Annotated in this window: 21 protein-coding genes; 14 read left to right on the forward strand and 7 right to left on the reverse strand. The window is 45.9% G+C overall.

What is annotated here, in order from left to right:
- Positions 1-92: 92 nt before the first annotated feature.
- Entirely contained in the window at positions 93-2420 is a 2328-nt protein-coding gene (gene helD / locus BA724_RS09505; protein ID WP_069938431.1) for an RNA polymerase recycling motor HelD, read from the reverse strand.
- 189 nt (positions 2421-2609) lie between these two features.
- On the opposite strand from helD, the gene BA724_RS09510 reads away from it, so the two are divergent.
- Together BA724_RS09510 and yidA are read left to right on the forward strand one after the other, a co-directional pair.
- On the forward strand, positions 2610-3587 hold the full coding sequence (locus tag BA724_RS09510) for an aldo/keto reductase (RefSeq protein ID WP_069938432.1): 978 nt from the start codon (positions 2610-2612) through the stop codon (positions 3585-3587).
- A 209-nt stretch (positions 3588-3796) separates the two neighbouring features.
- Positions 3797-4606 (forward strand): sugar-phosphatase, encoded by an 810-nt coding sequence (yidA, locus tag BA724_RS09515; protein WP_069938433.1) that lies wholly within the window; start codon positions 3797-3799, stop codon positions 4604-4606.
- A gap of 136 nt (positions 4607-4742) precedes the next feature.
- Here the strand turns inward: yidA and BA724_RS09520 are convergent, their stop codons facing one another.
- Positions 4743-5627, reverse strand: coding sequence for an NAD(P)-dependent oxidoreductase (locus tag BA724_RS09520; protein WP_069938434.1), 885 nt, complete (start codon positions 5625-5627; stop codon positions 4743-4745).
- Between the two features lie 122 nt (positions 5628-5749).
- Here BA724_RS09520 and BA724_RS09525 point away from each other — a divergent pair, with 122 nt between their 5' ends.
- The 6 genes from BA724_RS09525 to BA724_RS09550 all read left to right on the forward strand — a co-directional run bounded on the left by BA724_RS09525 (position 5750) and on the right by BA724_RS09550 (position 13340).
- Complete coding sequence (locus BA724_RS09525; RefSeq protein ID WP_069938435.1) at positions 5750-6094, forward strand: Na-translocating system protein MpsC family protein; 345 nt, start codon at positions 5750-5752, stop codon at positions 6092-6094.
- Positions 6095-6123: 29 nt separating this feature from the next.
- The gene (fdhD, locus tag BA724_RS09530) at positions 6124-6900 is read left to right on the forward strand and encodes a formate dehydrogenase accessory sulfurtransferase FdhD (protein ID WP_425389016.1); all 777 of its coding nucleotides are present in this window, start codon (positions 6124-6126) and stop codon (positions 6898-6900) included.
- A 280-nt stretch (positions 6901-7180) separates the two neighbouring features.
- A complete protein-coding gene (fdhF, locus tag BA724_RS09535; protein ID WP_083256168.1) occupies positions 7181-10138 on the forward strand; it encodes a formate dehydrogenase subunit alpha in 2958 nt (985 codons plus the stop codon).
- Positions 10131-10610 carry a DUF1641 domain-containing protein gene (locus BA724_RS09540; protein WP_069938437.1) on the forward strand — a complete coding sequence of 160 codons (480 nt, stop codon included), beginning with the start codon at positions 10131-10133 and terminating at the stop codon, positions 10608-10610. The genes fdhF and BA724_RS09540 overlap by 8 nt, the downstream gene beginning before the upstream one ends.
- A gap of 69 nt (positions 10611-10679) precedes the next feature.
- Entirely contained in the window at positions 10680-11945 is a 1266-nt protein-coding gene (locus tag BA724_RS09545) for an L-lactate MFS transporter (RefSeq protein WP_211272226.1), read from the forward strand.
- Positions 11946-12083: 138 nt separating this feature from the next.
- The gene (locus BA724_RS09550; protein WP_069938439.1) at positions 12084-13340 is read left to right on the forward strand and encodes a YeeE/YedE family protein; all 1257 of its coding nucleotides are present in this window, start codon (positions 12084-12086) and stop codon (positions 13338-13340) included.
- 82 nt (positions 13341-13422) lie between these two features.
- Here the strand turns inward: BA724_RS09550 and BA724_RS09555 are convergent, their stop codons facing one another.
- Positions 13423-14445 (reverse strand): sodium:calcium antiporter, encoded by a 1023-nt coding sequence (locus BA724_RS09555; protein ID WP_342670000.1) that lies wholly within the window; start codon positions 14443-14445, stop codon positions 13423-13425.
- Between the two features lie 186 nt (positions 14446-14631).
- Positions 14632-15411 carry a Cof-type HAD-IIB family hydrolase gene (locus tag BA724_RS09560; RefSeq protein WP_069938440.1) on the reverse strand — a complete coding sequence of 260 codons (780 nt, stop codon included), beginning with the start codon at positions 15409-15411 and terminating at the stop codon, positions 14632-14634.
- A gap of 189 nt (positions 15412-15600) precedes the next feature.
- Between BA724_RS09560 and BA724_RS09565 the strand changes: the two genes are divergently transcribed.
- Positions 15601-15933 (forward strand): bh protein, encoded by a 333-nt coding sequence (locus BA724_RS09565; RefSeq protein WP_069938441.1) that lies wholly within the window; start codon positions 15601-15603, stop codon positions 15931-15933.
- Between the two features lie 60 nt (positions 15934-15993).
- On the opposite strand, the gene BA724_RS09570 is transcribed toward BA724_RS09565, so the two are convergent.
- Positions 15994-16866 (reverse strand): cation diffusion facilitator family transporter, encoded by an 873-nt coding sequence (locus tag BA724_RS09570; protein WP_069938442.1) that lies wholly within the window; start codon positions 16864-16866, stop codon positions 15994-15996.
- A gap of 68 nt (positions 16867-16934) precedes the next feature.
- Here BA724_RS09570 and BA724_RS09575 point away from each other — a divergent pair, with 68 nt between their 5' ends.
- Positions 16935-17132 (forward strand): hypothetical protein, encoded by a 198-nt coding sequence (locus tag BA724_RS09575; protein ID WP_069938443.1) that lies wholly within the window; start codon positions 16935-16937, stop codon positions 17130-17132.
- Positions 17133-17680: 548 nt separating this feature from the next.
- On the opposite strand, the gene BA724_RS09580 is transcribed toward BA724_RS09575, so the two are convergent.
- Positions 17681-18148: a GyrI-like domain-containing protein gene (locus BA724_RS09580; RefSeq protein ID WP_069938444.1), complete on the reverse strand. Its 468-nt coding sequence runs from the start codon at positions 18146-18148 to the stop codon at positions 17681-17683.
- Positions 18149-18261: 113 nt separating this feature from the next.
- Here BA724_RS09580 and BA724_RS09585 point away from each other — a divergent pair, with 113 nt between their 5' ends.
- The 4 genes from BA724_RS09585 to BA724_RS09600 all read left to right on the forward strand — a co-directional run bounded on the left by BA724_RS09585 (position 18262) and on the right by BA724_RS09600 (position 22832).
- The gene (locus BA724_RS09585) at positions 18262-19581 is read left to right on the forward strand and encodes an FAD-dependent oxidoreductase (RefSeq protein WP_069938445.1); all 1320 of its coding nucleotides are present in this window, start codon (positions 18262-18264) and stop codon (positions 19579-19581) included.
- Complete coding sequence (locus BA724_RS09590; protein ID WP_069938446.1) at positions 19578-20576, forward strand: class I SAM-dependent methyltransferase; 999 nt, start codon at positions 19578-19580, stop codon at positions 20574-20576. The genes BA724_RS09585 and BA724_RS09590 overlap by 4 nt, the downstream gene beginning before the upstream one ends.
- 38 nt (positions 20577-20614) lie before the next feature.
- Positions 20615-21445: a D-amino-acid transaminase gene (dat, locus tag BA724_RS09595; RefSeq protein ID WP_069938447.1), complete on the forward strand. Its 831-nt coding sequence runs from the start codon at positions 20615-20617 to the stop codon at positions 21443-21445.
- Positions 21446-21605: 160 nt separating this feature from the next.
- Positions 21606-22832 (forward strand): Zn-dependent hydrolase, encoded by a 1227-nt coding sequence (locus BA724_RS09600; RefSeq protein ID WP_069938448.1) that lies wholly within the window; start codon positions 21606-21608, stop codon positions 22830-22832.
- Between the two features lie 129 nt (positions 22833-22961).
- Here the strand turns inward: BA724_RS09600 and BA724_RS09605 are convergent, their stop codons facing one another.
- Positions 22962-23339: a hypothetical protein gene (locus BA724_RS09605; protein WP_069938449.1), complete on the reverse strand. Its 378-nt coding sequence runs from the start codon at positions 23337-23339 to the stop codon at positions 22962-22964.
- Between the last annotated feature and the right edge of the window lies 1 nt (position 23340).

The raw sequence follows: 23340 nt of genomic DNA on the forward strand, positions 1-23340 counted from the left end.
TATAGGGTCTATTTGGCATCGACTGGCAGATCAATTGCAGTGAACAATAAGGAAAAAGCGTGTCCCGGCCAGCAATGGCTGGGACACGCTTTTTATTTTTCAATCACCGTATAAGTTTCTGGCTGAGCAGGCTGCAACAGGCGGGTTTCTTTTCCAAGCGAAAACAGATGAAGCTCATGCATGGCGCGGGTGCAGGCGGTATAAAACAAGTTTCGCTCCGATTCCCGGCTGTATACGTCTTCGGATACGTTGAAAAGAATCACGGCATCAAACTCGATCCCTTTCGCTAAATAAGCGGGAATTACGACGAGTCCCTGCTCAAACGTATATGTTTCTTGATCCAGTAATTGCGCGGAAAGGTGAGGTGTCAGCCAGGCATGCACGTTTTGACTTTCCTGCATCGTTTTGCAAATGACAGCGATCGTTTGGCGACCGTCTGCTTCGAGCAATGATTTAATACGTTCTAACAGCTTCTGATGGAGGTCTTCTGTGTGATCTGCATACGTTAGGGTTGGTTTTGAGCCTTCCCGGTTAAATGGTTCTATTTGGCTGCCACCTTCGATCAATTGCCGTGTAAATTCGACGATCGGGCGGGTGGAGCGGTAGCTGCGTGTGAGCGTAATTTTTTCGAGTGATTCCTTTTGGCTTGGCGTGTCCGATAAAACGGATGACTCATTCGAGGACTGAACAAAGATGGATTGGTTCACGTCACCGAGCAGCGTCATTTTACTGTACGGAAACAGCGTTTTTAAATAAGCAAGCTGAAAAAGCGAGTAATCCTGTGCTTCATCAATAAAAACGTGGCGGATACGCGAAAAAGACTTTTTCCCTTTGAGCTGGTCTTGAAAATACAAATAAGCGGTTGCGTCTTCCCAGCAGAGTATATGCTGGTCCAAGGCTTTGAGCGTACTTTCGCAAACATGGGCCCACATATCGGAGGCGGGCTGTGTGCGTGTTTCAAATATCTTCCGGAAATTCGCTTTTTCATCCACAAAGCCGAGCCGCTTCATTTTGCTTCTTAACGGCTGAAAAGATTTTCTGACGACGCTTTGGCTTAAGATGTGCCATTCCATGTCTGCATCGTTGAAGGTATCCTCTTTTTTTGCCTGCTTTTTCTGGCTTGCCCGGTACGCGTTTAAAAAATCTTCTTTATCCAAAAGCTCTACTTCATCACGCACCCATTCTTCGTTTTGTTCCAAGCGTTCCAATTTTTTAAGCTTTTTCAGCAGCCATTCTGAGACAAGCTCTAACCGGTTTGGCAGGAGAATAGAAGGCGCTAATGCGTAAAAGTACTGCCCGATTTCTTTGGAAGAAACGAGTATTTTATTCCGAAACACAATATCGTGAAAAACGAGGCCTTCCTGCGAAAGGGAAGCGAGAAAATCATCAATGTGCTTCTTAAAGTCCAGACCGGTTTTGAACTGAATGGCAGCTGTTTCAACAGAATCATCAGGTTCTGTTCCTTTCAACAGGAACTGTTCAAGCTGCTCAAACGGGCTTTGAACGGTGAAGGCATCACCGATCCGGTCCTCTACATATTCCTTGTACGTCGTCTGGAGAATATTTTCTTCTCCGAGTTCCGGCAGTACAGTGGATACGTAGCTGTTGAATAGGGGGTTGGGCGAAAACAGGAGCATATTTTCAGCCTGCAGCGTCCGGCGGTTGGCGTACAGCAAAAAAGCAATCCGCTGAAGTGCCGCTGATGTTTTCCCGCTCCCAGCCGCACCTTGAACAATCAGCGTCTGGCTTCTTTGATTGCGGATAATTTGATTTTGCTCCCTTTGAATGGTGGCAACAATATTTTTCATTTGCGCACTTGATTTCCCGCCTAAGACTGCCTGCAAAATATGATCACCAATCGTTAAACTCGTGTCGAATTGACCAGTAATCTCGCCGTTTTGAATGATGAATTGCCTTTTTAAAGAAATGTCTCCTTCTATCTGGCCTTCCATTGTATGGTAAGCGGCAGGACCGATTGTGTAATCGTAATACATGCTTGAAACAGGGGCCCGCCAGTCATAAATTAAAAAGTTCTCCTGCTCCTGATCCATGAGAGATGCAATGCCGATATAAATTGGTTCCGGTTTCGGTTCACCGGATTCTTGAAAATCAATTCGGCCAAAATAAGGGGAACGGCGCAGCCGGTCAAGCTTTTTCAGTTCATTAAACAGCTGCCCATGGCTTCGTTCTCTTTCTTGAAGCAATTCGGCCTGCTGCTTGATGCCTGCTTGTGTTTCAATAACGTCGTCGGGCTCATCCATATTGACCGTTACGTCTTCCCAAAAGTTGTTGCGAAGACCAATAATGCCTTCTTTTAAATGGCCTGTTTTTTCTTTGATTTCTGCTTGTTTTTGATCGATGATGTCAATCACTTCATTCACGCGCAGCTGTTCCTTTTGCTGTTCAGTTTCTTGATTCATGCTCCACACACATCCTGTTTTTCAAAGTTTGTTATTCTATCCTTGTATATCACCTTTTAACGCTATACTCAAACAACGTATGCCCGGCTCAAACATAGTATTTCCTAAAAAACCGTCCGAATCGCATTCAGGGCGGTTTTATGATGTAATGGAAGAGAATGTACATACTGAATAAGGGAGAGGATTTTTTTGAAAACGTTACCCATTCAAAAACATGGATTAAATGCGAGCCGGCTTGTCTTAGGCTGCATGGGGTTTGGCGGCGGCTGGAGCCGTGATGCAATTACAGAGGAACAGGTGAAACAGGCGCATTGGGCGGTGGATGCGGCGATTGAGTCAGACATCAACTCGTTTGATCATGCGGATATTTATGCGTATGGGAAAGCGGAGGAAGTGTTTGGGCGCGTGCTGAAAGAGCGTCCTTCGCTCCGGGATGAAATTCTGATCCAGTCGAAAACGGGCATTACGTTTCCGGATAAAGAAGCGGGCTTGCCGACACGTTACAATTTTTCCAAAGAGTATATTTTGGCTGGAGTAGATGGTATTTTAACGCGGCTTGGCGTGGAGCATTTGGATACGCTTCTCTTGCACCGACCGGATGCCCTCATGGAGCCAGATGAGGTGGCGGAAGCGTTTCATGAATTGAAATCGTCCGGGAAAGTACGCTATTTTGGGGTATCGAATATGAGCGCGGGACAGATTAAATTTTTGCAAAGTGCGATCAGCGACCGTCTAGTTGTGAATCAGCTGGAAATGAGCCTGCATAAAACCGGCTGGCTTGAGTCCGGCGTGCATGTGAATCAGCCGGCGTTTCGCGAAACTGTCTTTCCAGAAGGAACGCTTGAATATTGCCGAATGGAGAACATTCAAATTCAGGCGTGGGGACCGCTTGCACAAGGCGTCTATTCCGGCGCACCACTTGAAGAAAAAAGAGAGTCAGTGAAAGAAACGGCCGCGCTTGTGAAAAGGATGGCACAGGAAAAAGGAACAACGACAGAAGCGATTGTACTGGCGTGGCTGATGAAGCACCCGGCAATGATTCAGCCGGTGATTGGCACGACCAGTCCGGACCGGATACGGGCTTCCGCTCAAGCGGTAAATGTGGAGATGAGCCGTGATGAATGGTATACGCTTTATGTGTCATCGCGTGGTGTGAATTTGCCGTAAGCAAAATCGCACGAAACCGGGCAGAATCGCTCATCTAGCTGTGAAAGTCGCAAAAGTTGGAAATTACCGCGCCAATGCTTACAAGATTCGCACCGAATCGACGGATTTTCGCATGACTAAAATAAAGTCGTATCAAATCCGATCTATTTGCCGCTATTCTGCTGTTCGTTTATGATAAGGAGTAGATTGGACAGACAGGAGAGTGCAGAATGTATAAACTGATCGCGATTGATATGGATGGAACGCTTTTAAATGACCAGCATGAGGTGACGGATGAAGTCCGGAGCGCGCTGGATGAGGCGCGGGACCGCGGAGTGAAGATCGTGCTTTGTACGGGACGGCCGCTTGCCGGAGTGCGCCGTTATTTAAAAGACCTTCGTCTTGAGGATGAAGAGGATTATGTGATTGCCTACAATGGGGCGATTGTGCAAAATACGAATACGGATGAAGTGGTCTTTAAGCAGTCGCTTGGCTATGACGATTTCCGTTCGCTGCATGAATTGAGCTTGACCCTTGATACGCCAATGCATTTTTTTGATGCAGAATATTTATACACGACGAATAAATTGATCAGCCCATATACGGTGCACGAGGCATTTCTTACAAAAATTCCATTCCGCTACACGACAGTGGAGGAAGTGCCGGCCGATATTGCCATACCAAAAGTGATGTATATTGATGAACAGGAACGTTTGGACCGGACAATTGCGGCGATTCCGGCCGAAATTAATGACAAATATATGATGGTGAAAAGTGCGCCGTTTTACTTGGAAATTTTGCACCGCGACGTAAGCAAGGGGAACGCGGTAAAACGTCTGTCTGAAAAACTTGGCATTAAGCGCGAAGAAGTGATGACAATCGGTGATAACGGAAATGATTTGTCGATGATTCAATTCGCGGGCTGCGGCGTGGCGATGGAAAATGCCATTCCGATGGTAAAAGAAGCGGCGGATTATCATACAAAATCCAATAACGAGCATGGGGTAGCGCATGTGATTCGGGAATTAGTGCTTGTGTAACGCCGAAAAAAACAGATTAGCGCCGAAATTCCGCCGCTGATCGCTGGAATAGTATTATTCCGGCGTTAGTGGATTGGATTCCGGCGCTTTTTTTAAGATAACGGCGATCCCGCCATCGATTTCGGCGCAAAAACGATTATTCCGGCGTTAGCCCGCCGCCTTTTAACAATAAGTAAATCGCCTGCGTTCCTTTGTCATCGTGACCCTGTTCAGACAATTTGTCGTAAAGGGATTTGGCAAGAGTGAGGCCTGGTGTGTCCATCCCCATTGCTTCAGCGGATTCGATGGCAATGTTCATGTCTTTAATAAAGTGTTTAATGTAAAAGCCGGGTTCAAAATCGCCTTTGATCATACGGGGAGCAAGGTTTGAGAGGGACCAGCTGCCTGCGGCTCCACTGCCGATGCTGCCGAGTACCTGTTCCGGATTGAGGCCCGCTTTTTCAGCGTAAACAATAGCTTCGGCTACACCCATCATGTTGGAGGCGATGGCGATTTGGTTGCACATTTTTGTATGCTGGCCGGCACCTGCTTTTCCTTGTAAAATAATATTTCCGCCCATCACCTCAAGAAACGGCTTCACTGCGTCAAAGTCTTCTTCATCGCCGCCAGCCATAATGGTGAGCGTACCGTTTTTTGCGCCGATATCACCGCCGGAAACTGGTGCGTCCAATACATGAACATCCTTCTTTCTGCCTTCTTCATATAACGCAGCTGCCAAAATGGGGCTTGAAGTCGTCATATCAATCGCATAAGAACCCGGTTTAGCGTTTGAGAGGATCCCTTCTTCGCCAAGATAAACCGCTTCTACATCATGTGGATAGCCGACAATCGTAATGATCACATCCGCTTCTTTCGCGACATCCGCCGGTGTTTCTTTCCAGACAGCTCCTGCCGCCAGCAAGTCTTCCGCGCGCGCTTTTGTCCGGTTGTACACGACGACCGGATAACCCGCGCTCATCAAATGGCCGGCCATGCTTTTTCCCATGACGCCTGTCCCGATAAATCCAACTGTTTTGCTCATATGTATCCATCCTTTCCAAATAATTCTTATTTTTATTGTAGCACAAAAATGGCTTTACTTGTTTTGCGGCAGGACTAAGAGTGGTACAATGCAAGTTGTATAAAGTTGAGGGGGCGATCGGGATGTCAGCGCAAGTGAATCGATTTAATGATATTATTAGAAAGCTCAGGAAGCAGCTGTTTGGCAAAGGGCCTGACCGGCTGGAAACGGTGTTTATGCAAAATATGGCGGTGACGACACTGTATGGCAATTTGACGCCGACGGAAAAGTTCATTTCTGGAACAAATGAAGGAAAAGAGATGATACACACCGCCAGGACGCGATTAATTCAAGAGGTGTATGCTAAATCGCCGCCGGAAGGGCTGGAAGAAGTGGTAGGGGCAAAATTTGTTTATTTATTTTCAGACATAAAAGTAGAAGAAGATATCGCAGTGTCAGTGTTTGTGTTTGACCGGCCGATTGTGTGAAAGGAAGAATGACAGTGAAAGACGTACAGATGAAGCGGAGTGTCATCCGTTTTGAAAATGGAAAAGCGGAGCAGGTGGAGGATCATATTGTGACCGAACAGCCGGTAACAGTGAAAATAAATGGGGAAGAATTTGTCACGATGGTGTGTACGCCGGAGTACATAGAAGATATGGTTATTGGCTATTTGGCGTCTGAAGGAGTGATTCGCCGTTATGAAGACATCCGCTATCTCCGGATAGACGACGAGGGTTTTGTTCATGTGGAGCTGTCGCACATCAACCCGTTTTTTCAAAAGCTGCAAAACAAGCGGTACGTTACTTCGTGCTGCGGGATGAGCAGGCAGGGATTTGTCTTTGCGAACGACGCGCTGACAGCGAAAAAAATGCATGATATTCATATTCGTATTACACCGGATGAATGCTTTTCGCTCATGTCGGCGATGCAGAAAGAAGCGGCTGTTTTTCAGCGGACCGGGGGCGTTCACAATGCGGCATTATGTGATGAGTCAGGTATTTTGCTGAGCCGGATGGATATTGGGCGGCACAATGCGCTCGATAAATTGTATGGGCACTGCTTGAAAAATGGCCTGTCGACAAAAGGGAAGATCATCGTATTCAGTGGACGGATTTCGTCTGAAATTTTGCTGAAAGTGGCCAAAATTGGCTGCGAAATGGTTTTGTCAAAATCAGCACCGACTGAATTTGCGCTCCAGTCCGCAGAAGAACTCGGCATTACAACGGTTGGATTTATACGAAACGGTTCGATGAATGTTTATACATGTCCAGAACGGATTATATTGCCTTAAATGCATTATTCTGATAAAATAGGTAGCGCTTACATGAAAAGCAAAAAAGGATGGAAAGAAAGCACGGCCTGTTTTCTTTTTATCCGTCATACTAATGGTGTTTGGCATTTCTGCAAGCAATGCAGAAACATTAGACAGCGTTTAAAAAGCTTATGGAAATAGGCTTTTTGAATGCTGTCCTTTTTTGTTTCCTACAATAAGGAAAAGGGTAATGTAAAAAGATATTTGCTAAAGTGCGAATATTCAAGTTTTTATCCGAACAAGAAAGGGGTTTTTTGCGTTGACGGAATACGTGGGGATTAAAGTGAATGGGCATGCAATGAGCATTCCGGGTGACGTGTCGGTCATGCAGGCGCTGAAGGAGCAGGCGATCGATATTCCAAGCGTCTGCTACCATCCGGCGCTTGGCGCAATTGAAACGTGTGATACATGTATCGTGGAGGTAAACGGAGAATTTGTCCGGTCGTGCTCAACGATGATTCAAGATGGGGATGTCATCGATGCGGTATCGCCGGATGTAAAGCAGGCACAGGAGATTGCGATGAATCGGATTTTGTACAATCATGAGCTGTACTGTACGGTCTGTGATTACAATAACGGCCGCTGTGAAGTACATAATACGGTCAAACAGATGAAAATTGAGCACCAGAGTGAGCCGTTTACACCAAAACCACATGAAATTGACAACTCCAATCCATTTTACCGGTACGATCCGGACCAATGTATTTTGTGCGGGCGCTGTGTGGAAGCGTGCCAGGACGTGCAGGTAACAGAAACATTATCAATTGACTGGAGCTTAAAACGCCCGCGCGTCATTTGGGACAAGCATTCAACGATCAATGAATCATCTTGCGTATCATGCGGTCATTGCTCAACGGTTTGCCCATGTAATGCGATGATGGAAAAAGGCATGGAAGGCGAAGCCGGCTTTTTAACGGGCATTAAGAAACCGACGCTTCGGCCGATGATTGAACTGACCAAAAATGTTGAAACCGGTTACAGTTCGATTTTAGCCATTTCAGATGTGGAAGCCGCCATGCGGGAATCACGAATTAAAAAAACAAAAACGGTCTGCACGTATTGCGGTGTCGGCTGCAGCTTCGACGTATGGACGAAAGATCGGAAGATTTTAAAAGTCGAACCGCAGATGGAAGCACCGGCCAATGGCATTTCTACATGTATAAAAGGAAAATTCGGCTGGGATTTTGTCAACAGTGAAGAGCGCCTGACGAAGCCGCTTATCCGTGAGGGTGATTCGTTCCGTGAAGCGGAGTGGGAAGAAGCGCTTGCATTGATTGAGGGGAAATTTAGAGAGGCGAAAGACACATATGGACCGGATTCAATGGCGTTTATTTCTTCTTCTAAATGTACAAATGAAGAATCGTATTTAATGCAAAAACTCGCCCGCGGGGTAATCGGCACAAATAATGTCGATAACTGTTCACGTTATTGTCAGACACCGGCAACGGTAGGCTTATTCCGCACCGTTGGCTATGGCGGTGACTCTGGCTCGATTACCGATATCGAACAAGCAGAACTTGTTATAGTGGTCGGCTCGAATACGTCAGAATCGCATCCGGTGCTGGCGACAAGGGTAAAACGGTCACATAAATTAAAAGGGCAGAAACTCATTGTCTCCGATTTGCGGAAGCATGAAATGGCGGACCGGGCTGATTTATTTATTCAGCCAAGAGCCGGTACGGACCTTGTCTGGCTATCAGCAGTAACAAAATACATCGTTGAACAAGGCTGGGCGGATGAATCCTTTTTAAGCAACCGGGTGAACGGCCTGGATGACTATGTCAAAAGCCTTGAGAAATATACGATGGAGTATGCGGAGCAAGTAACGGGACTGCCGAAAGAAATGATGATTCAAGTGGCGGAAGCGGTGCATGAAGCAGATACGACGAGTGTTCTTTGGGCGATGGGTGTCACACAGCATTCAGGCGGAAGTGACACAAGTACAGCGATTTCGAATTTGCTGCTGATTACCGGCAACTACGGAAAACCAGGCGCGGGCAGCTATCCGCTTCGTGGCCATAACAACGTACAGGGGGCGAGTGATTTTGGCAGCATGCCGGACCGATTCCCGGGATATGAAAAAGTGGCGGATGATGCGGTACGGGCTAAATATGAAAAAGGCTGGGGTGTGAAAATTCCAGCGGATCCCGGCTTAAACAATCACGAAATGGTATCCGGCATTCATGCTGGCGATGTAAAAGTGATGTATTTAAAAGGGGAAGATATGGGCTTAGTCGATTCGAATTTGAATTATGTGCACGAAGCGTTTGAAAAACTCGATTTCTTCGTCGTGCAGGACATCTTCTTATCGAAAACGGCACAATATGCGGATGTTGTTCTGCCGGCCGCCCCGTCTTTTGAAAAAGAAGGAACGTTTACGAATACAGAGCGCCGCATTCAACGCTTGTATCAGGTTTTTGAGCCGCTTGGCGATTCAAAACCGGACTGGCAGATTATTATGGAAGTCGCAAATCGTCTTGGAGCCGGCTGGACATATAATCATCCAAGTGAAATTATGGCAGAAGCGGCCAGCTTGATGCCATTGTACGCTGGTGTTACGTATGACCGTTTATCAGGCTATAACAGTCTGCAATGGCCAGTTGCTTCGGATGGTACGGATTCACCGCTTCTATTCTTAGATGAATTCCCATTCCCAGACGGAAAAGCACGCCTATTCCCGGTTGAGTGGACGAAGCCGCTGGAATACGAAGAAGAATACGATCTTCACGTCAACAACGGGCGCCTGCTTGAGCATTTTCATGAAGGCAATATGACGTATAAATCAAAAGGCATTACCTCGAAAACGCCTAGTGTCTTTTTGGAAGTATCGCCGGAGCTTGCAGCGGAGCGCGGCTTAGAGGACGGCACTGTTGTAAGGCTAACGTCGCCACATGGAAGCGTCAAAGTGCCATGCCTTGTCACGGACCGGGTAAAGGGAAAAGAAGTATACTTGCCGATGAATGACTCGGATGAAGGTGCGATCAATTATTTGACGAGCAGCCATGCTGATAAAGATACGGATACACCGGCCTACAAAGAAATCAGCGCCAAAATGGAAATTTTAAAAACAAAAGGCGACAGTCCGCTGCCGCGCATTAACTCTCGTAATGGCGATCCGCAGCCGCAGATCGGCGTACAGGTCGAGAAAAAATGGGCGCGTCCCGACTACATTTTCCCTGGCGATCTTGTAAAGAAAGGAGTGGGTCAGCGTGGCTAAAGCGATAACAACCATTCATCGTCTGGAAATAAACGAAGAAGAGCAGCGCCGGCGTGACTTGGAAGAAATTGAAACGCTTCTTGTTGAACATAAAGATACACTTAAAGAGTTTCTCCACATGCTGGGGGAAATCAACAAGAAGGGCGGCTTGGAAATGGGCGCCAGCTTGTTCAGTGAAGGAGACCGGGTATTGGACGTGCTTGTCAAAGCCATTGATAAACCGGAAGCGGCCTCTATTTTAAAAAATGGCCTGCTGATGCTTGGTACACTTGGGAAATTGAACGTTTCCGAAATGGGTCCACTAGTGAATAAGCTAAATAGTGTCATTTCGGTCGCAACGAAAATCAGCCGGGTGGAATCATCTGCCGTTCAATTAGTAAAAGGGAATACAATGTCAAAGAGCTGGCTGGTCGCCGCAGCGGGTGCGTCGCTGGCAGGTATGGCATATATGGCAAGAAAATCTGACCGATAAAAGAATTTTATCGGTCAGATCCACACAATGATCAGTTAGATGGTTTACAAAACGAGAGGGGTATAGCTGATGGAAAAAGTCAAAAATCGTTGGCTCATTGCAGCGGCAGCAGTAGGCATTCATATGTCGATTGGGTCGGTTTATTCATGGAGCGTGTTTACAAATCCGCTTCATGAAGAGCACGGATGGGGATTAACAGAAATTTCATTGACGTTCAGTATCGCGATTTTCTTTCTAGGCTTGTCGGCTGCTTTTATGGGGCACTTTGTTGAAAAACATGGTCCGAGAAAAGCTGGCTTGATTGCTTCAGTCTTTTTTGGTATCGGGTTAATCGGAGCAGGATTTGCCAACAGTATTGACTCGCTTTATTTGCTTTATTTTTTCTACGGGGCAATGGGAGGCATTGGCCTCGGGATCGGCTACATTACACCAGTTTCCTCCCTCGTCAAGTGGTTTCCCGACCGGCGTGGTCTTGCGACGGGTCTTGCCATTATGGGCTTCGGCTTCGCGTCACTAATCGCAAGCCCGATTATCGCTCAGTTAATTAACAACATTGGCATCAGTAATACATTTTATTTACTCGGAACGGTTTATTTTGTCGTCATGATTTTCTCTTCTTTGTATCTTGCACCGCCGCCAAAAGGCTGGCTGCCAGCCGGGATGAAAAAAGGACAGGCTGGAAAAGAAACGAAGAAAGCCGATTTGTCTGAACTGACAGCGAATGAAGCGGTTAAAACAGTCCGGTTTTGGGCGCTTTGGTTTATGTTATTTATTAACGTAACATGCGGCATTGCGGTTATTTCCGTTGCCTCGCCAATGGCACAGGATATTGCTGGATTATCCGCCGCTGCCGCTGCAACAATGGTTGGGATCATGGGCTTGTTTAATGGTTTTGGCCGAATCGGCTGGGCGTCAATTTCAGACTATATCGGCCGCCCGAATGTATACACAGCTTTCTTTATTATTCAAATCGTTGCGTTTATGCTTTTGCCGAGCTTAACAAATGCCATTTTATTTCAAATTACGGTTTTTATCATTTTATCCTGCTACGGAGGCGGATTTGCGTCAATTCCCGCGTATATTGGAGACTTGTTCGGGACGAAGCAGCTCGGTGCCATTCACGGCTATATTTTAACGGCGTGGGCCGCGGCCGGTCTTGTTGGTCCAATCGTTGCCTCTAATATTCGAGAAGCGACGAACAGCTACTCGCTTACGCTTTACATCTTTACCGCCGCCTTCGTTGTGGCGCTTGTCATCTCGATGCTTGTCCGCGTGAACATCCGTAAAGTACGGGCGGCAAATGAAATGACCACTGGGGTGATGAAAAAAGCATAACAATTAGAGGGCTCGCTGATACGTGTCAGCGGGTTTTTTGTGGACAGATAAAAGCCAAGCAAAAAACTTTACTTTCAAGTTGAAAATAACTATTATTTTTAAAGTCAACTAATTCAATAAGAAAGGGAGGTTTTTTTGTTGGCACAACATGTTATCAAGTCACCCGACAGCGTTCCGTATAAGCGGACAACGGTTATCACAGACCTAAGCCCAATGCAAAAACCTTTTGTTACAATAGGCGTTGCAGCTGCTGTAGTACTGTTTATTGCGATTGTCAGTACAACAAACTGGACGCAGGGTGTTTTATATATCATTGGTCTTGCGCTCGGCATGACGCTTTTGTACGCGCGCTTTGGTTTTACATCCGCATTCCGCCGGCTTGTATCGGTCGGGAATGTACAGGGGCTGCAGGCGCATATGCTTATGCTCGCGGTGGCGACGACGCTTTTTGCGATTATTTTAAGTACCGGGTTTAGTTTCACGGGCGTCACGCCTGCAGGATATGTTTCGCCGGTTGGGGTCAGCGTCATTTTTGGCGCGTTTATTTTTGGGATTGGCATGCAGCTTGGGAACGGCTGTGCATCAGGTACACTCTATTCAATAGGCGGTGGTTCATCGTCTATGATTTTGACGCTGCTTGCGTTCATTGCCGGCTCTTTGCTCGGGGCTTATCATTTTACATTTTGGATGGAAGACACCCCGTCCCTTCCGCCAATTTCATTGGCTGAATCAACGGGGCTTGGCTATTTTGGAGCGTGGGTGCTGCAGCTTGCTCTCTTTGCTCTAATCTATTGGATCACCATTCAAATTGCGAAAAAGAAAAACCCTCCAATGATGAAGCCGCTGCCGACCACAGTCGGCTGGAAAAAAGTCATTCGTGGTTCTTGGCCGCTTTTTGCAGCAGCGATTGTTCTTGCTTTGCTGAATGCCCTGACATTGACAGTGCGTGGGAACCCATGGGGCATTACGTCCGCATTTGCGCTATGGGGCGGTAAAGCATTGACGGCTGTTGGGATTGATGTATCTGCTTGGGGTTATTTTTCAGGACCTGCCGGCGAAGCGCTGACGCAGTCGGTCTTGGCCGATTCTACAAGTGTCATGAATTTCGGCATCATTCTCGGGGCTTTTATTTCCTCAGCGTTTCAAGGCACATTTAAGCCGGGCAAAATTAAGCCTGGCGTCGCTGGTGCGGCCATTGTTGGAGGATTAATGATGGGTTACGGCGCTCGTTTAGCTTTTGGATGCAACATCGGTGCTTATTTTGGCGGTATTGCCTCTTTCAGCCTACATGGCTGGGTATGGATGATCATGGCGATGCTTGGAACATTCTTAGCACTTTGGATTCGTCCGTTATTCGGCTTGAAAAATCCGAAATCAACCGACTCCGTTTGCTGATCACATAAGCAAGACCAGCCGGCATGGTTCACTCGACATTCGGTGCAATACAATATGACACAGGACATGCTTAAAGTCATCTTCATCTGGCTTTAGGCATGTCCTGTTTTTTCGGATTCAGCCGAGAAAGATCATATAAGACGAGTAAAGATACCCCGCAATAATCAGCAGTGAAGGGATCATATAGCGTATAGTCGATGTCTTTTTTTTGCAAAAGCGCCATAATCAACATGACAGATAAAATGGATACGGATAAAGAGGCTGTGTGAAGAACAGGTGATATATTAGAAAGGATAGGACCTTGTTGGTAAAACACATCAGATCCTGCCAGAATCAATATATTAAAAATATTGCTTCCGAGTATAGAGCCGAGAGCTAAGTTCACATTTTTCAGATGGAGGGCCACCAGTACGGCAATAGCTTCAGGCATAGAGGTAGTGGCTGCTAATAAAAAACTGCCGACAAAACTTGAACCAAGACCTGTGATATCGGCAATTTCATCACCAGCGAAAGAACGCATACTGCCTGCGCCTGTTATGATCAAAGCCATCAGATTAAAACCTGCGATGGTTTTCTTAAACGAAAATGCGGTTTGACCGGCTTCGGATGGGCTGACATTCATAGGCGTTTCCGGTTCGGCCGCTCCCGTCTGGATCATTTTGCTGATGATGTACATACCTAACACACAAATAAGGGCGATAAATAAGGAATCCACCCCAGTACCGAAAACCATGTAATCGGATTGTCTTGCAAGCGCCAAAAGAATCATGAGTGAAAGAATGAATCCGAGTCCAGCCGTATACAAATGTTCGCCGCTGACGGATTGGTATAAACGGATTCTCCGATAGTACAAGTCAAAACAGGCGATGATACAAAGGTTAAACATGTTCGATCCTAGCATATTTCCAATGGCGATATCCGGGTTTCCAATGAAAACAGCAGAGAGGCTGGTTGTGACTTCGGGCAGCGATGTAGCTCCTGCTAGAAAAAGTGTGCCGACAAGCAATCCGCTAAATGACGTTTTCTCGCTTAGCTCATCTGAATTAATTTGGATAGCGCAATCGCTGCTAATACCGGGAAAGAGCGGCCGTTCCGAAAAGCACAAAGAGCGTGGCGATCCTCCTTCATGCTGATGAATACAAGCAGAAAGAATAATGGCTTGTACCATTCATTGTATAAATGAGGAGCAATATTCATTCCTTTTTGCATAAAAAAGAAAGCTTTGAAAGTTATCACTTACTGACTTTCAAGGCTTTCTTTAGCTTATTTTTTATGAATATGGATCTGGTTATCAGTCAAGCAGTCCGACCATTTTCAAGCCGTTTAAAATGCCGTCTTCATGGACATTTGTGGTCACATGCTTGGCGGCCTTTTTTGCTTTTTCATGCCCGTCGCCCATGGCCACGCTGTTGACCACAGTCTTCAGCATTTCTACATCATTTAAGCCATCTCCAAATGCATAAATGTTTTCTGGAAGAATACCGAGCTGATCAATGATTTTTTCAATGCCTTTCGCTTTTGAACCGCCGGCCGGTACGATGTCGACTGAAAAAGGGTGCCAGCGGACAAAATCAAATTCAGGAAACTGCTTTTCATATTCCTTGTCTTCGGGGTCCTGGCAAAACAGAAGTGACTGGTATAAATCACGTCCTTCATGATAAGCCGGGTCATGTTCAGGAAAGTAATTAATTTTCAGCGAATTAATCCCGGCCGTTACATGCTCGTGGTCCGGCGTATTTGCTTTCATGTCTTCGTGATCCATAAACACGACGGGGTGATTGCGTTCAACTGCGATATCCGTCAAACGGAGCAGTGCTTCTTTGTTTAGTGGATTTTGGTAGAGAGGCTCGCTTTTAAAAACAACATATTGCCCGTTATAGCTGACAAACGTTTCAATGCCAATCTCCGCGCGTAAATCCTTAAACATAAACGGTGCACGGCCTGTTGCGATCGCCACTTCATGCCCACGTTCCTGCAGGTCACGAATTGCTTGACGTGTGGAAGCCGGCAGCTGTTTATCATGGTCGTACAATGTGCCGTCTATATCGAAAAAAATGATTTTTTGACTCATAAAAATCTCCTTCACGTTTTATTTTCCCCTTTATATACTAGCAAATGCCGACTCGTTGAACAAATGAATCAAAGATGCAGGCCCTTCAGGCGAAAAGCTTTTAAGAAAGGAGGTGGGGATGTCTGTAGATCAGCTGATTGACATATAATAAAGAGGAAGCATGGAAATAGGTGTGAGGGAGAGGGCTAAATGAAAATTTCCGAAATGGAAGCAGGCCTTTATTGCACGCGTTGTCACGATGAAACCATTCACCGGGTTGTATATATGAACAATAAAATTCAAAGCATTGAATGCGAAGAATGCCACCGGTTGACCAGTGTGAAAATCAATGCTAAAAAAGAATTGTATGAAGAAGTATATGACCGAATTTCAACAAAACCGTTACGGATGACGCTGGAATACAAGCAGGATTTAAGCAAATTTGTTTCCGGCATGCCTCTGCGGGTCATCAGCAAGCCCTACAGACTTATTAAATATGTAAATGAAACTAGAAAAGTAATGAAACAATCCAAACATTTCTAATCTAAACGGTATGCTTTTTATGAAGCGGCCGTTTTTTCATGCAAAAAAACGGCGCACTGTTCAGTGGCCGTCTGGTTCAATGTGAATATGTGTGATTCGAATCCCGTGTTCCTGCAGCAAGGCTTCTTCAACATATTCGGTAATGTCATGACTTTCAATGACATTTAAATCCGGGTCGACGAACAAGACAACATCGACAAAGGTGACATTGCCATGGGAGCGGGCTTTAATGGTTGGTACTCCGCGGACACCGGGTACTTTTTCCACTGTTTTTTGCATGCCCTTCAGCTTTTCAAGATCAAAGGCATCCGTCAGTGTGAGTGATGCCTGGGCAAAAATATCCCAGGCCGTTTTTAAAATGATGAGACCGACAATAAAAGCTGTCAGTGTATCAAGCCAGCCCAGGCCAAGCCGTGAGCCGATAATGCCAACAAACGCGCCGATACTGACTAAGGCGTCGGACCGATTATCATGAGCGGCCGCCATAATGGACTGGCTGTTAATTTTTTTCGCAAGCCGCGCGTTGTATAAATAAACGCCATACATGATGATCGCAGCAAACAGAGCGGTCCAGGCCGTGAACATGTCTGGTGTTTCATGGTCTGCTTGAAACAGGGAGGTGCCGGCTGAAATAAGGACTTGAATGGCGACAGACGCCATAATAAATGCCGCTAGAAGAGAGGCGACCGTCTCCGCGCGAAAATGCCCGTAACGATGGTTTTCGTCCGGCGGCTTGCGGGCAATTTTTAAGCCGATAAGAATCGCGATCGATGCGATAATGTCGGTTGAATTATTTAATCCATCGGCTTTTAGTGCTTCTGAAGCTCCGATCCAGCCAACGGTCAGTTTTAATGTGGAAAGGAACAGGTAGGCGATAATGCTGATCCATGCGCCGCGTTCCCCTTTTTTTAAATCTTCGTATGCTGTTTCCACCTGTTTTGCCTCCAAAAAAGTTAGTGTTTTTACTATACCAGTCCATATTCGGGTGGGTCTATGGCAACATGATTGCCGCTGTCTTAACAAGTTGCCCAAGCGCTACAATTGTTCTTTTTAACAAAAAAGACAGGCTGGAGCAAAATAGCAGGATAGAGAAAAGACCGGTGTTAAGAATGATGGATGCATTCAGCAATATGCACCCCGCGTTGCAGGCACTGATCGGCGGTCTTATCAGCTGGGGAAGCGCTGGGGGCGGCGATTGAATTTAGTGAAGAAAATGGACAAACAGCCTGGCTTCCTCCTGTAATTGGCTTTTTGCTTGGCGGCGTTTTTTGTATCTGCGGGACGTCATCGTGCCACATGTGCATGTCGGGCGGACAAAAGGAGAAGGACTATCCACACAGATTTGAAGAAAACAACGCGCTTATTTTTAGCGATTACGCTACATAATATTCCCGAAGGACTCGTCATTGGTGTGGTGTTCGGTGCAGCCGCACTGAATATGAACGGGGCAACGGTGGCGGCAATGGCGCCTAGAGCTAGACAGTACAAGTAAAGTACAGTATAGAAAAATAAAAAAACAGCCTCAATGCACGATTGAGGCTGTTTTTTGTGCCATATAAGCAGTTTGCAGCTGGTAAAAGAAAATAAGGCTCAAGCCGGGTAAATAAATAGAAGGTTTTCGTTCCGCGTGTTCGTCCATCACTGGTTGTTCCTCCCTTATCCGTTCAAAATCATATTTTCAGATGCCTCCATTATGAAAGAACAAATCCAGCTTGTCTTTTTTCCTGTTAGAAATTCTCACACATTTTTATACTGCTTCTTCAATTGCCTCGCTTCGTTTATCTGCCAGCCGCCAATATAAATGATGGTGGCCATCGCTTACAGTTACATGAATCCGAAATTCATTCGCGTCAAGCCGGACATTATGTTCGCGAGCCCATGTTAAAATCGACCGAAAACCATATTTTACTTCTTCCGCTTCACCGTGAAATTCAAGCAATGCATACGAGCCGGCTGGAATCGTCAAGCTGGACATACCGGCAGGAATAATATCGATATGGTTCACTTCCATGGCAATACAGTGCGTATACAGCTGACCGGCCCGCTTCAAACAAATATCCATGAGATGGCCGTCCGTCTGTTCCGGAATCTGGCCGGCCGCTTCTAAAAAACGCTCTTTCCATTCCGGGCGCAATGCTGCAATTTCTTCTTGTGTGCCGCTCATTTCATATCCTACAACCGTGACGGCACGAACGTCTACAATTTTCGGATTCATGCGCTCAGCTCCTTTTTTCTCTTCTTTTCCCGTTTATGCGTGTTTTCACACCGGCCGATCAGGGAATAGTGCTATAAAAATTGTGAACAAAAGTTATACATGGAGGGCTCCTTGTGAAAACAAATGTGTTTATCTCGGGCGGCGGCATTTCCGGGCTTATACTTGGGCTCATGCTGGCACGTAATGGCATTGATGTAGTCGTGGCTGAAAAAGATGCAAAGCCGTCCGTTAAATATAAAGGAGAATTGCTTCAGCCAAAAAGCTTAGACATGATGAACCGTCTCGGCATTTATGAAGCTGTTCGGGCAGCAGGTTTTCCGATTCATACGACATCGATTACCGAGTATGACGGCAGCCGTCTGATGAAAAAAATTCAATATCATTACAACGTGATCGATCACCCGTTTAATGAAGCGCTTATGGTGCCGCATGAAAAACTGAAAGAAATCATCCGAAATCAGGCGGAGCGGCATCCGTCTTTTCACTTTTTAAACCCGGCGAAATTTACTGAATTTCGCGAGCCGGATGATATAAAAAAGACGGCCGTTGTTATGCATAAAGAACAGGGTGAAATCGAGATTGCGGCCGACTTTCATATCGGGGCGGAAGGACGGGTGTCACCAATCCGTAAAAGCCTTGGCATTGAATTAACAGAAACAGAGTACAATCATTATTTTTTAACGGTTACCTTTCCCCGTCCCTCGAATTTGACAGAAGGAGAAATGATCGTGCGCGGTCATTATTTTCTTGGTTTGTTTCCATTGCCAGATTTACAGGTGCGTACTGTACTGCTTATTAAAAAAGAGGAATACAAGGAAATGAAGAAAGAGGGACTTGAATCGTTTTATCGATGCTATACTCGTTTGAAGCCGGAGCTGGACGGGTACGTGCAAAACATCACAACATGGAAGGATATTCAATTGATGGTGCCCACGCGTCATAATGCGGACCGTTACATAAGAGGCAACTGTGCGCTCATGGGCGATGCGGTGCATACTGTTCATCCGATGGCGGGGGAAGGCATGAATTTAGCCATTCAAGATGCGTATACACTTGGAGATCTGCTGAGCTGTATGTACGAAACCGGCAATTTGAATGTTGCACAATTAAAGCGATATGAGCAGGTGCGCAGGCCTCGGTCAGAATTTTTGTCTTCGCTCTCGAATTTATCGGCCATGGCGTATTCATATTGGCAAGGACCTTGGCCGAACGTGAGGTCACACGTACTGAAGCGAATTGAGCGCATTCCGGCACTTCACTATAAACATATGCTGAATATTTCAGGGCTTGGCATGTGGAAAGATACACTGCTTGACAGATTTGTGCAAATTGGGCTCTTGCCCGGCGGTATTTTGCCGAAAGTGAAAGGCACCGAGCATCAATACTCGGAATATGATGATCATCCATGGACGATGAAGGAGGAAAAGGAATGATTGCAGAATACCGGAAAATGTGGGAAGCCCGCAATTGGATGAAAAAAAATGAGCCTTTTTTGCCTACGTGGCAGGCGTATGTCGGCTACCGGCTTGACTTATTTGAAAAAATTTCCCGAGGGGCGACAATTGAGTCACTGGTTGATGAATATGGATACGAAGAAAACCTGCTTCGCTCTTGGGCGGACACAGGTGTTGTGCTCGGCCATTTAAAAAAAGAAGGGGACAAGCTCGTTCCATCGAAAAAAATGCTTAGATTTTTTTCGCGAAAAAGCGATGATACGGTTGGCGAGTTATTAACGGAATTATTTGAAATGCATATGCCGGCGCTCATGAACTATCCAGAGATGATCCAATCCAATCGAAAAGAAAAGTTTAATGGAGACGATTTCGGTAAAACGGTTGCGGCAACATCTGCATTAATTGAAAAAAGAGCATTCGGACACGTGGCAGCGGAGATTGATGCCCAAAAGCCGAACTGGGTACTCGATATCGGCTGTGGGACAGGCGGTTATTTAATGAAGCTTGCGAAAAAAGCGAATCCCGGCACATTTGTGGGCGTAGATATTAGCAAAGACTGTATAGACGAAGCCCGTGAAAAAGCATCCAAGCAGGGCCTCGATGAAAAAGTGAAATTTTATTATGCGGACATTAATACATGGGATGTGCCAAACGGTTTATTTGATGTAGTAATGATGAACAACCTTCTTCATTACTATTCCCCAGACGCGCGGGAATCCTTATTCAGCCGCGTTGCTGAACTGGTCAGTAAAAAAGGGACGGTTATTGTGATTACACCGCTTTATTTAGAAAAAGGCGGCCTGCGCTTTTCAGCTGCATTTAATTCTTTTATGGAAGCACATGAAAACTTATATCCGTTGCCGCGCAAAGAGGAACTCATTCAGGATGCAGCGGCAGCAGGCTTCAAGCTAAAGTCCGTTAAAACGGTTGTCCGCGAAGGCAGCTGGTATTGTATGAGTTTTTCAAAAAAATGAGTATAATGGGAGTAAACCATTGAAGTGAGGCGGGAAATATGGCAATTGGCTATTTAAATGGAAAAGTGATCAGCTCAAGTGACCCGGTGCTGCCGATTGACGAACGCGGGCACCAGTTCGGAGATGGCGTCTATGAGTACATCCGCATTTACAATGGACGTGCGTTTATGATGGATGAGCATATGGACCGCTTTTTTAAGAGTGCAAAAGCGATCAAGCTGAATCTCGGCCAGACGCGCGAAGAAATTATCACGGTTGTAAATGATTTAATCGAGCGCAGCGGCTTAGCTGATTGTGATGTTTATATGCAGGCGACCCGCGGTATTGCTCCGCGCAATCATTTGTTTCCGAACGTCCCAGCATCCATTTCCATGACTGTGAAGCCTTTTCGAGCAATGGATGAAACGCTGCGCAAAAACGGGGCGAAAGTGAAACTGCTGCCAGATGAACGGTGGCAAAATTGCTGGATTAAAACGCTGAATCTTTTGCCGAATTTGCTGGCAAAGCAGGAAGCCTTCGAAGCGGGCGCGTTTGAAGCGGTATTAGTGCGTGATGGCATTGTAACGGAAGGATCAAGTTCGAATATATTCCTTTTAAAAGACGGAACGCTCATTACGCCGCCGGCGACGAAGCACATTTTACACGGCATTACCCGAATCGCTGTACTCGATATTGCTGCGGAACTCGGCATTCCGGTGGAAGAAAAAGAATTTGCGCCTGAATTTATTTTTGAAGCGGATGAAGTTTTCTTAACAAGTACCGGCATCGAAATCGTACCGGTTACATCAGCTGATGATCGTGTAATCGGGGAAGGCAATCCGGGGGTTATGACAACAAAAATTTACGAAGCCTTTATGAAACGTGTGTGAAAACGAACCTGTCCCGTGAATGGGATAGGTGTTTTTTTTGTTTTAATACATTGAATTTTCAGTAAATAAAATGGTCAATTTTTAAATTGTATGTAATAATAACGGAAATACATTTATTGATTGCTTTTATTTTAAAAATATTAAAAAGGGGAATCGCAATATGAATGATCAAAAATTAAAAATTAATGGTGAGCGTTTGCAAGAATCATTAGAGGCTTTTGCGGATTTTGGACGGACAGAGCGAAATGGTGTGACGCGTTTGGCACTGTCTGAAGAAGACCGGCTCGCACGTGATTATTTTCGTACATGCTGCGAGGGTATTGGTTTAGAAGTAAAAGTGGATGATATGGGCAATCAATACGCAATGCTTGCCGGACGTGAAAATAAGCCGCCGGTTGTCATGGGTTCTCATTTGGATTCAGTGAAAAAAGGCGGGCGTTTTGATGGCGTGCTTGGTGTAGCAGCGGGACTTGAAGTGATGCGTACACTTGTTGAAAACAATGTCACACCCGCTATACCGGTTGTGGTCATGAATGTGACAAATGAAGAAGGAGCAAGATTTGAGCCGTCCATGATGGCATCTGGCGTGCTGTCCGGAAAGTTTGATAAAGAAACGATGCTTGCGAAAAAAGATGAGGACGGCATCACGTTTCATGAAGCGCTGCAATCAATCGGTTACGAGGGATCGATTGAAAACAGGCTGACAGAAGCGGAGGCATTTTTGGAGTTGCATATTGAGCAGGGGCCTATTTTGGAAAAAGAGCAGGTGTCAATTGGTGTCGTAGAATGTGTCCTTGGCATGGTATGCTATGAAATCGAGGTAGCCGGTGAATCCGATCATGCCGGCACGACGCCAATGTCAATGCGAAACGACGCGCTGTTTGCAGCGATAGATTTAATGAAAGAAGCACGCGAAAAATTGGCGGCGCTTGATGACGATCTTGTGTATACGATTGGCCGGGTCAGCGTGCTGCCAAATATTCATACCGTTATTCCAAATAAAGTAATTTTTTCACTGGAAGCGCGTCATGCATCAACTGACGTCATTAGTGAAGCGGAAAAAATCATCCGCGGCATGGAAGCATCAATGCAAAAAGCGGCATGTGACGTATCAGCGAAAAAGCTGTGGGGGCGCGACACTGTCTGGTTTGAGCCGGCGATTTGCGACGCATTTGAACAGTCCGCGGTTTCACTCGGCTATTCTCATAAGCGGATGGTAAGCGGAGCGGGGCATGATGCACAGTTTATAGCTTCCTACATTCCTTCTGCGATGATCTTTGTACCGAGTGTGAATGGAAAAAGCCATGATGAAGATGAATTGACTTCATGGGAAGACTGTGAAAAAGGGGTAAATGTGCTGCTTGAAACCGTGCTTTCGCTCATATAATCACACGGCCTCAGATGAAAGTCGCACGAAATAAATAAAGTCGCACCAACTCGGCTATGAATCGCATAAAACAGACAAAGTCGCACCACTAAAGCATAATATCGCACTAAACCAAACAAAAGGGCCCGCTCACTTGAAGTGATCGAGCCCTTTTTTAAAGATTTCCAAAATAATGTCGTGCTGCGTTTTGCTCATGACGTGCTGGCGAATTTCATTCAGCTCGGCAACAAGGCCGGCGTCTAAGTGGAGGTTGACGGTTTTTCCCTTATCAGACGGCTGAATGTCGTAGCCGTCGTCTCTTTTTTTTTCCTGGCCTTCAACGATTGTCAGCAATTCAAACGGAACGCTATCCGGAATTCGAATCAAATCGCCTTCGAAAAAAATCTCTGCTGCATCTTCAGAAAAAGAAATAGTTACCGGGTGGTCACTGCCACGGTTTTCATTTCGAATGAGGCGGGCTTTTTCTTGATTTTCTAATGTATTTTGAATGAGAATTTTAGCTTTCACG

The organism is Domibacillus iocasae, from assembly GCF_001750285.1.
Classification (GTDB): Bacteria; Bacillota; Bacilli; order Bacillales; family Domibacillaceae; genus Domibacillus; species Domibacillus iocasae.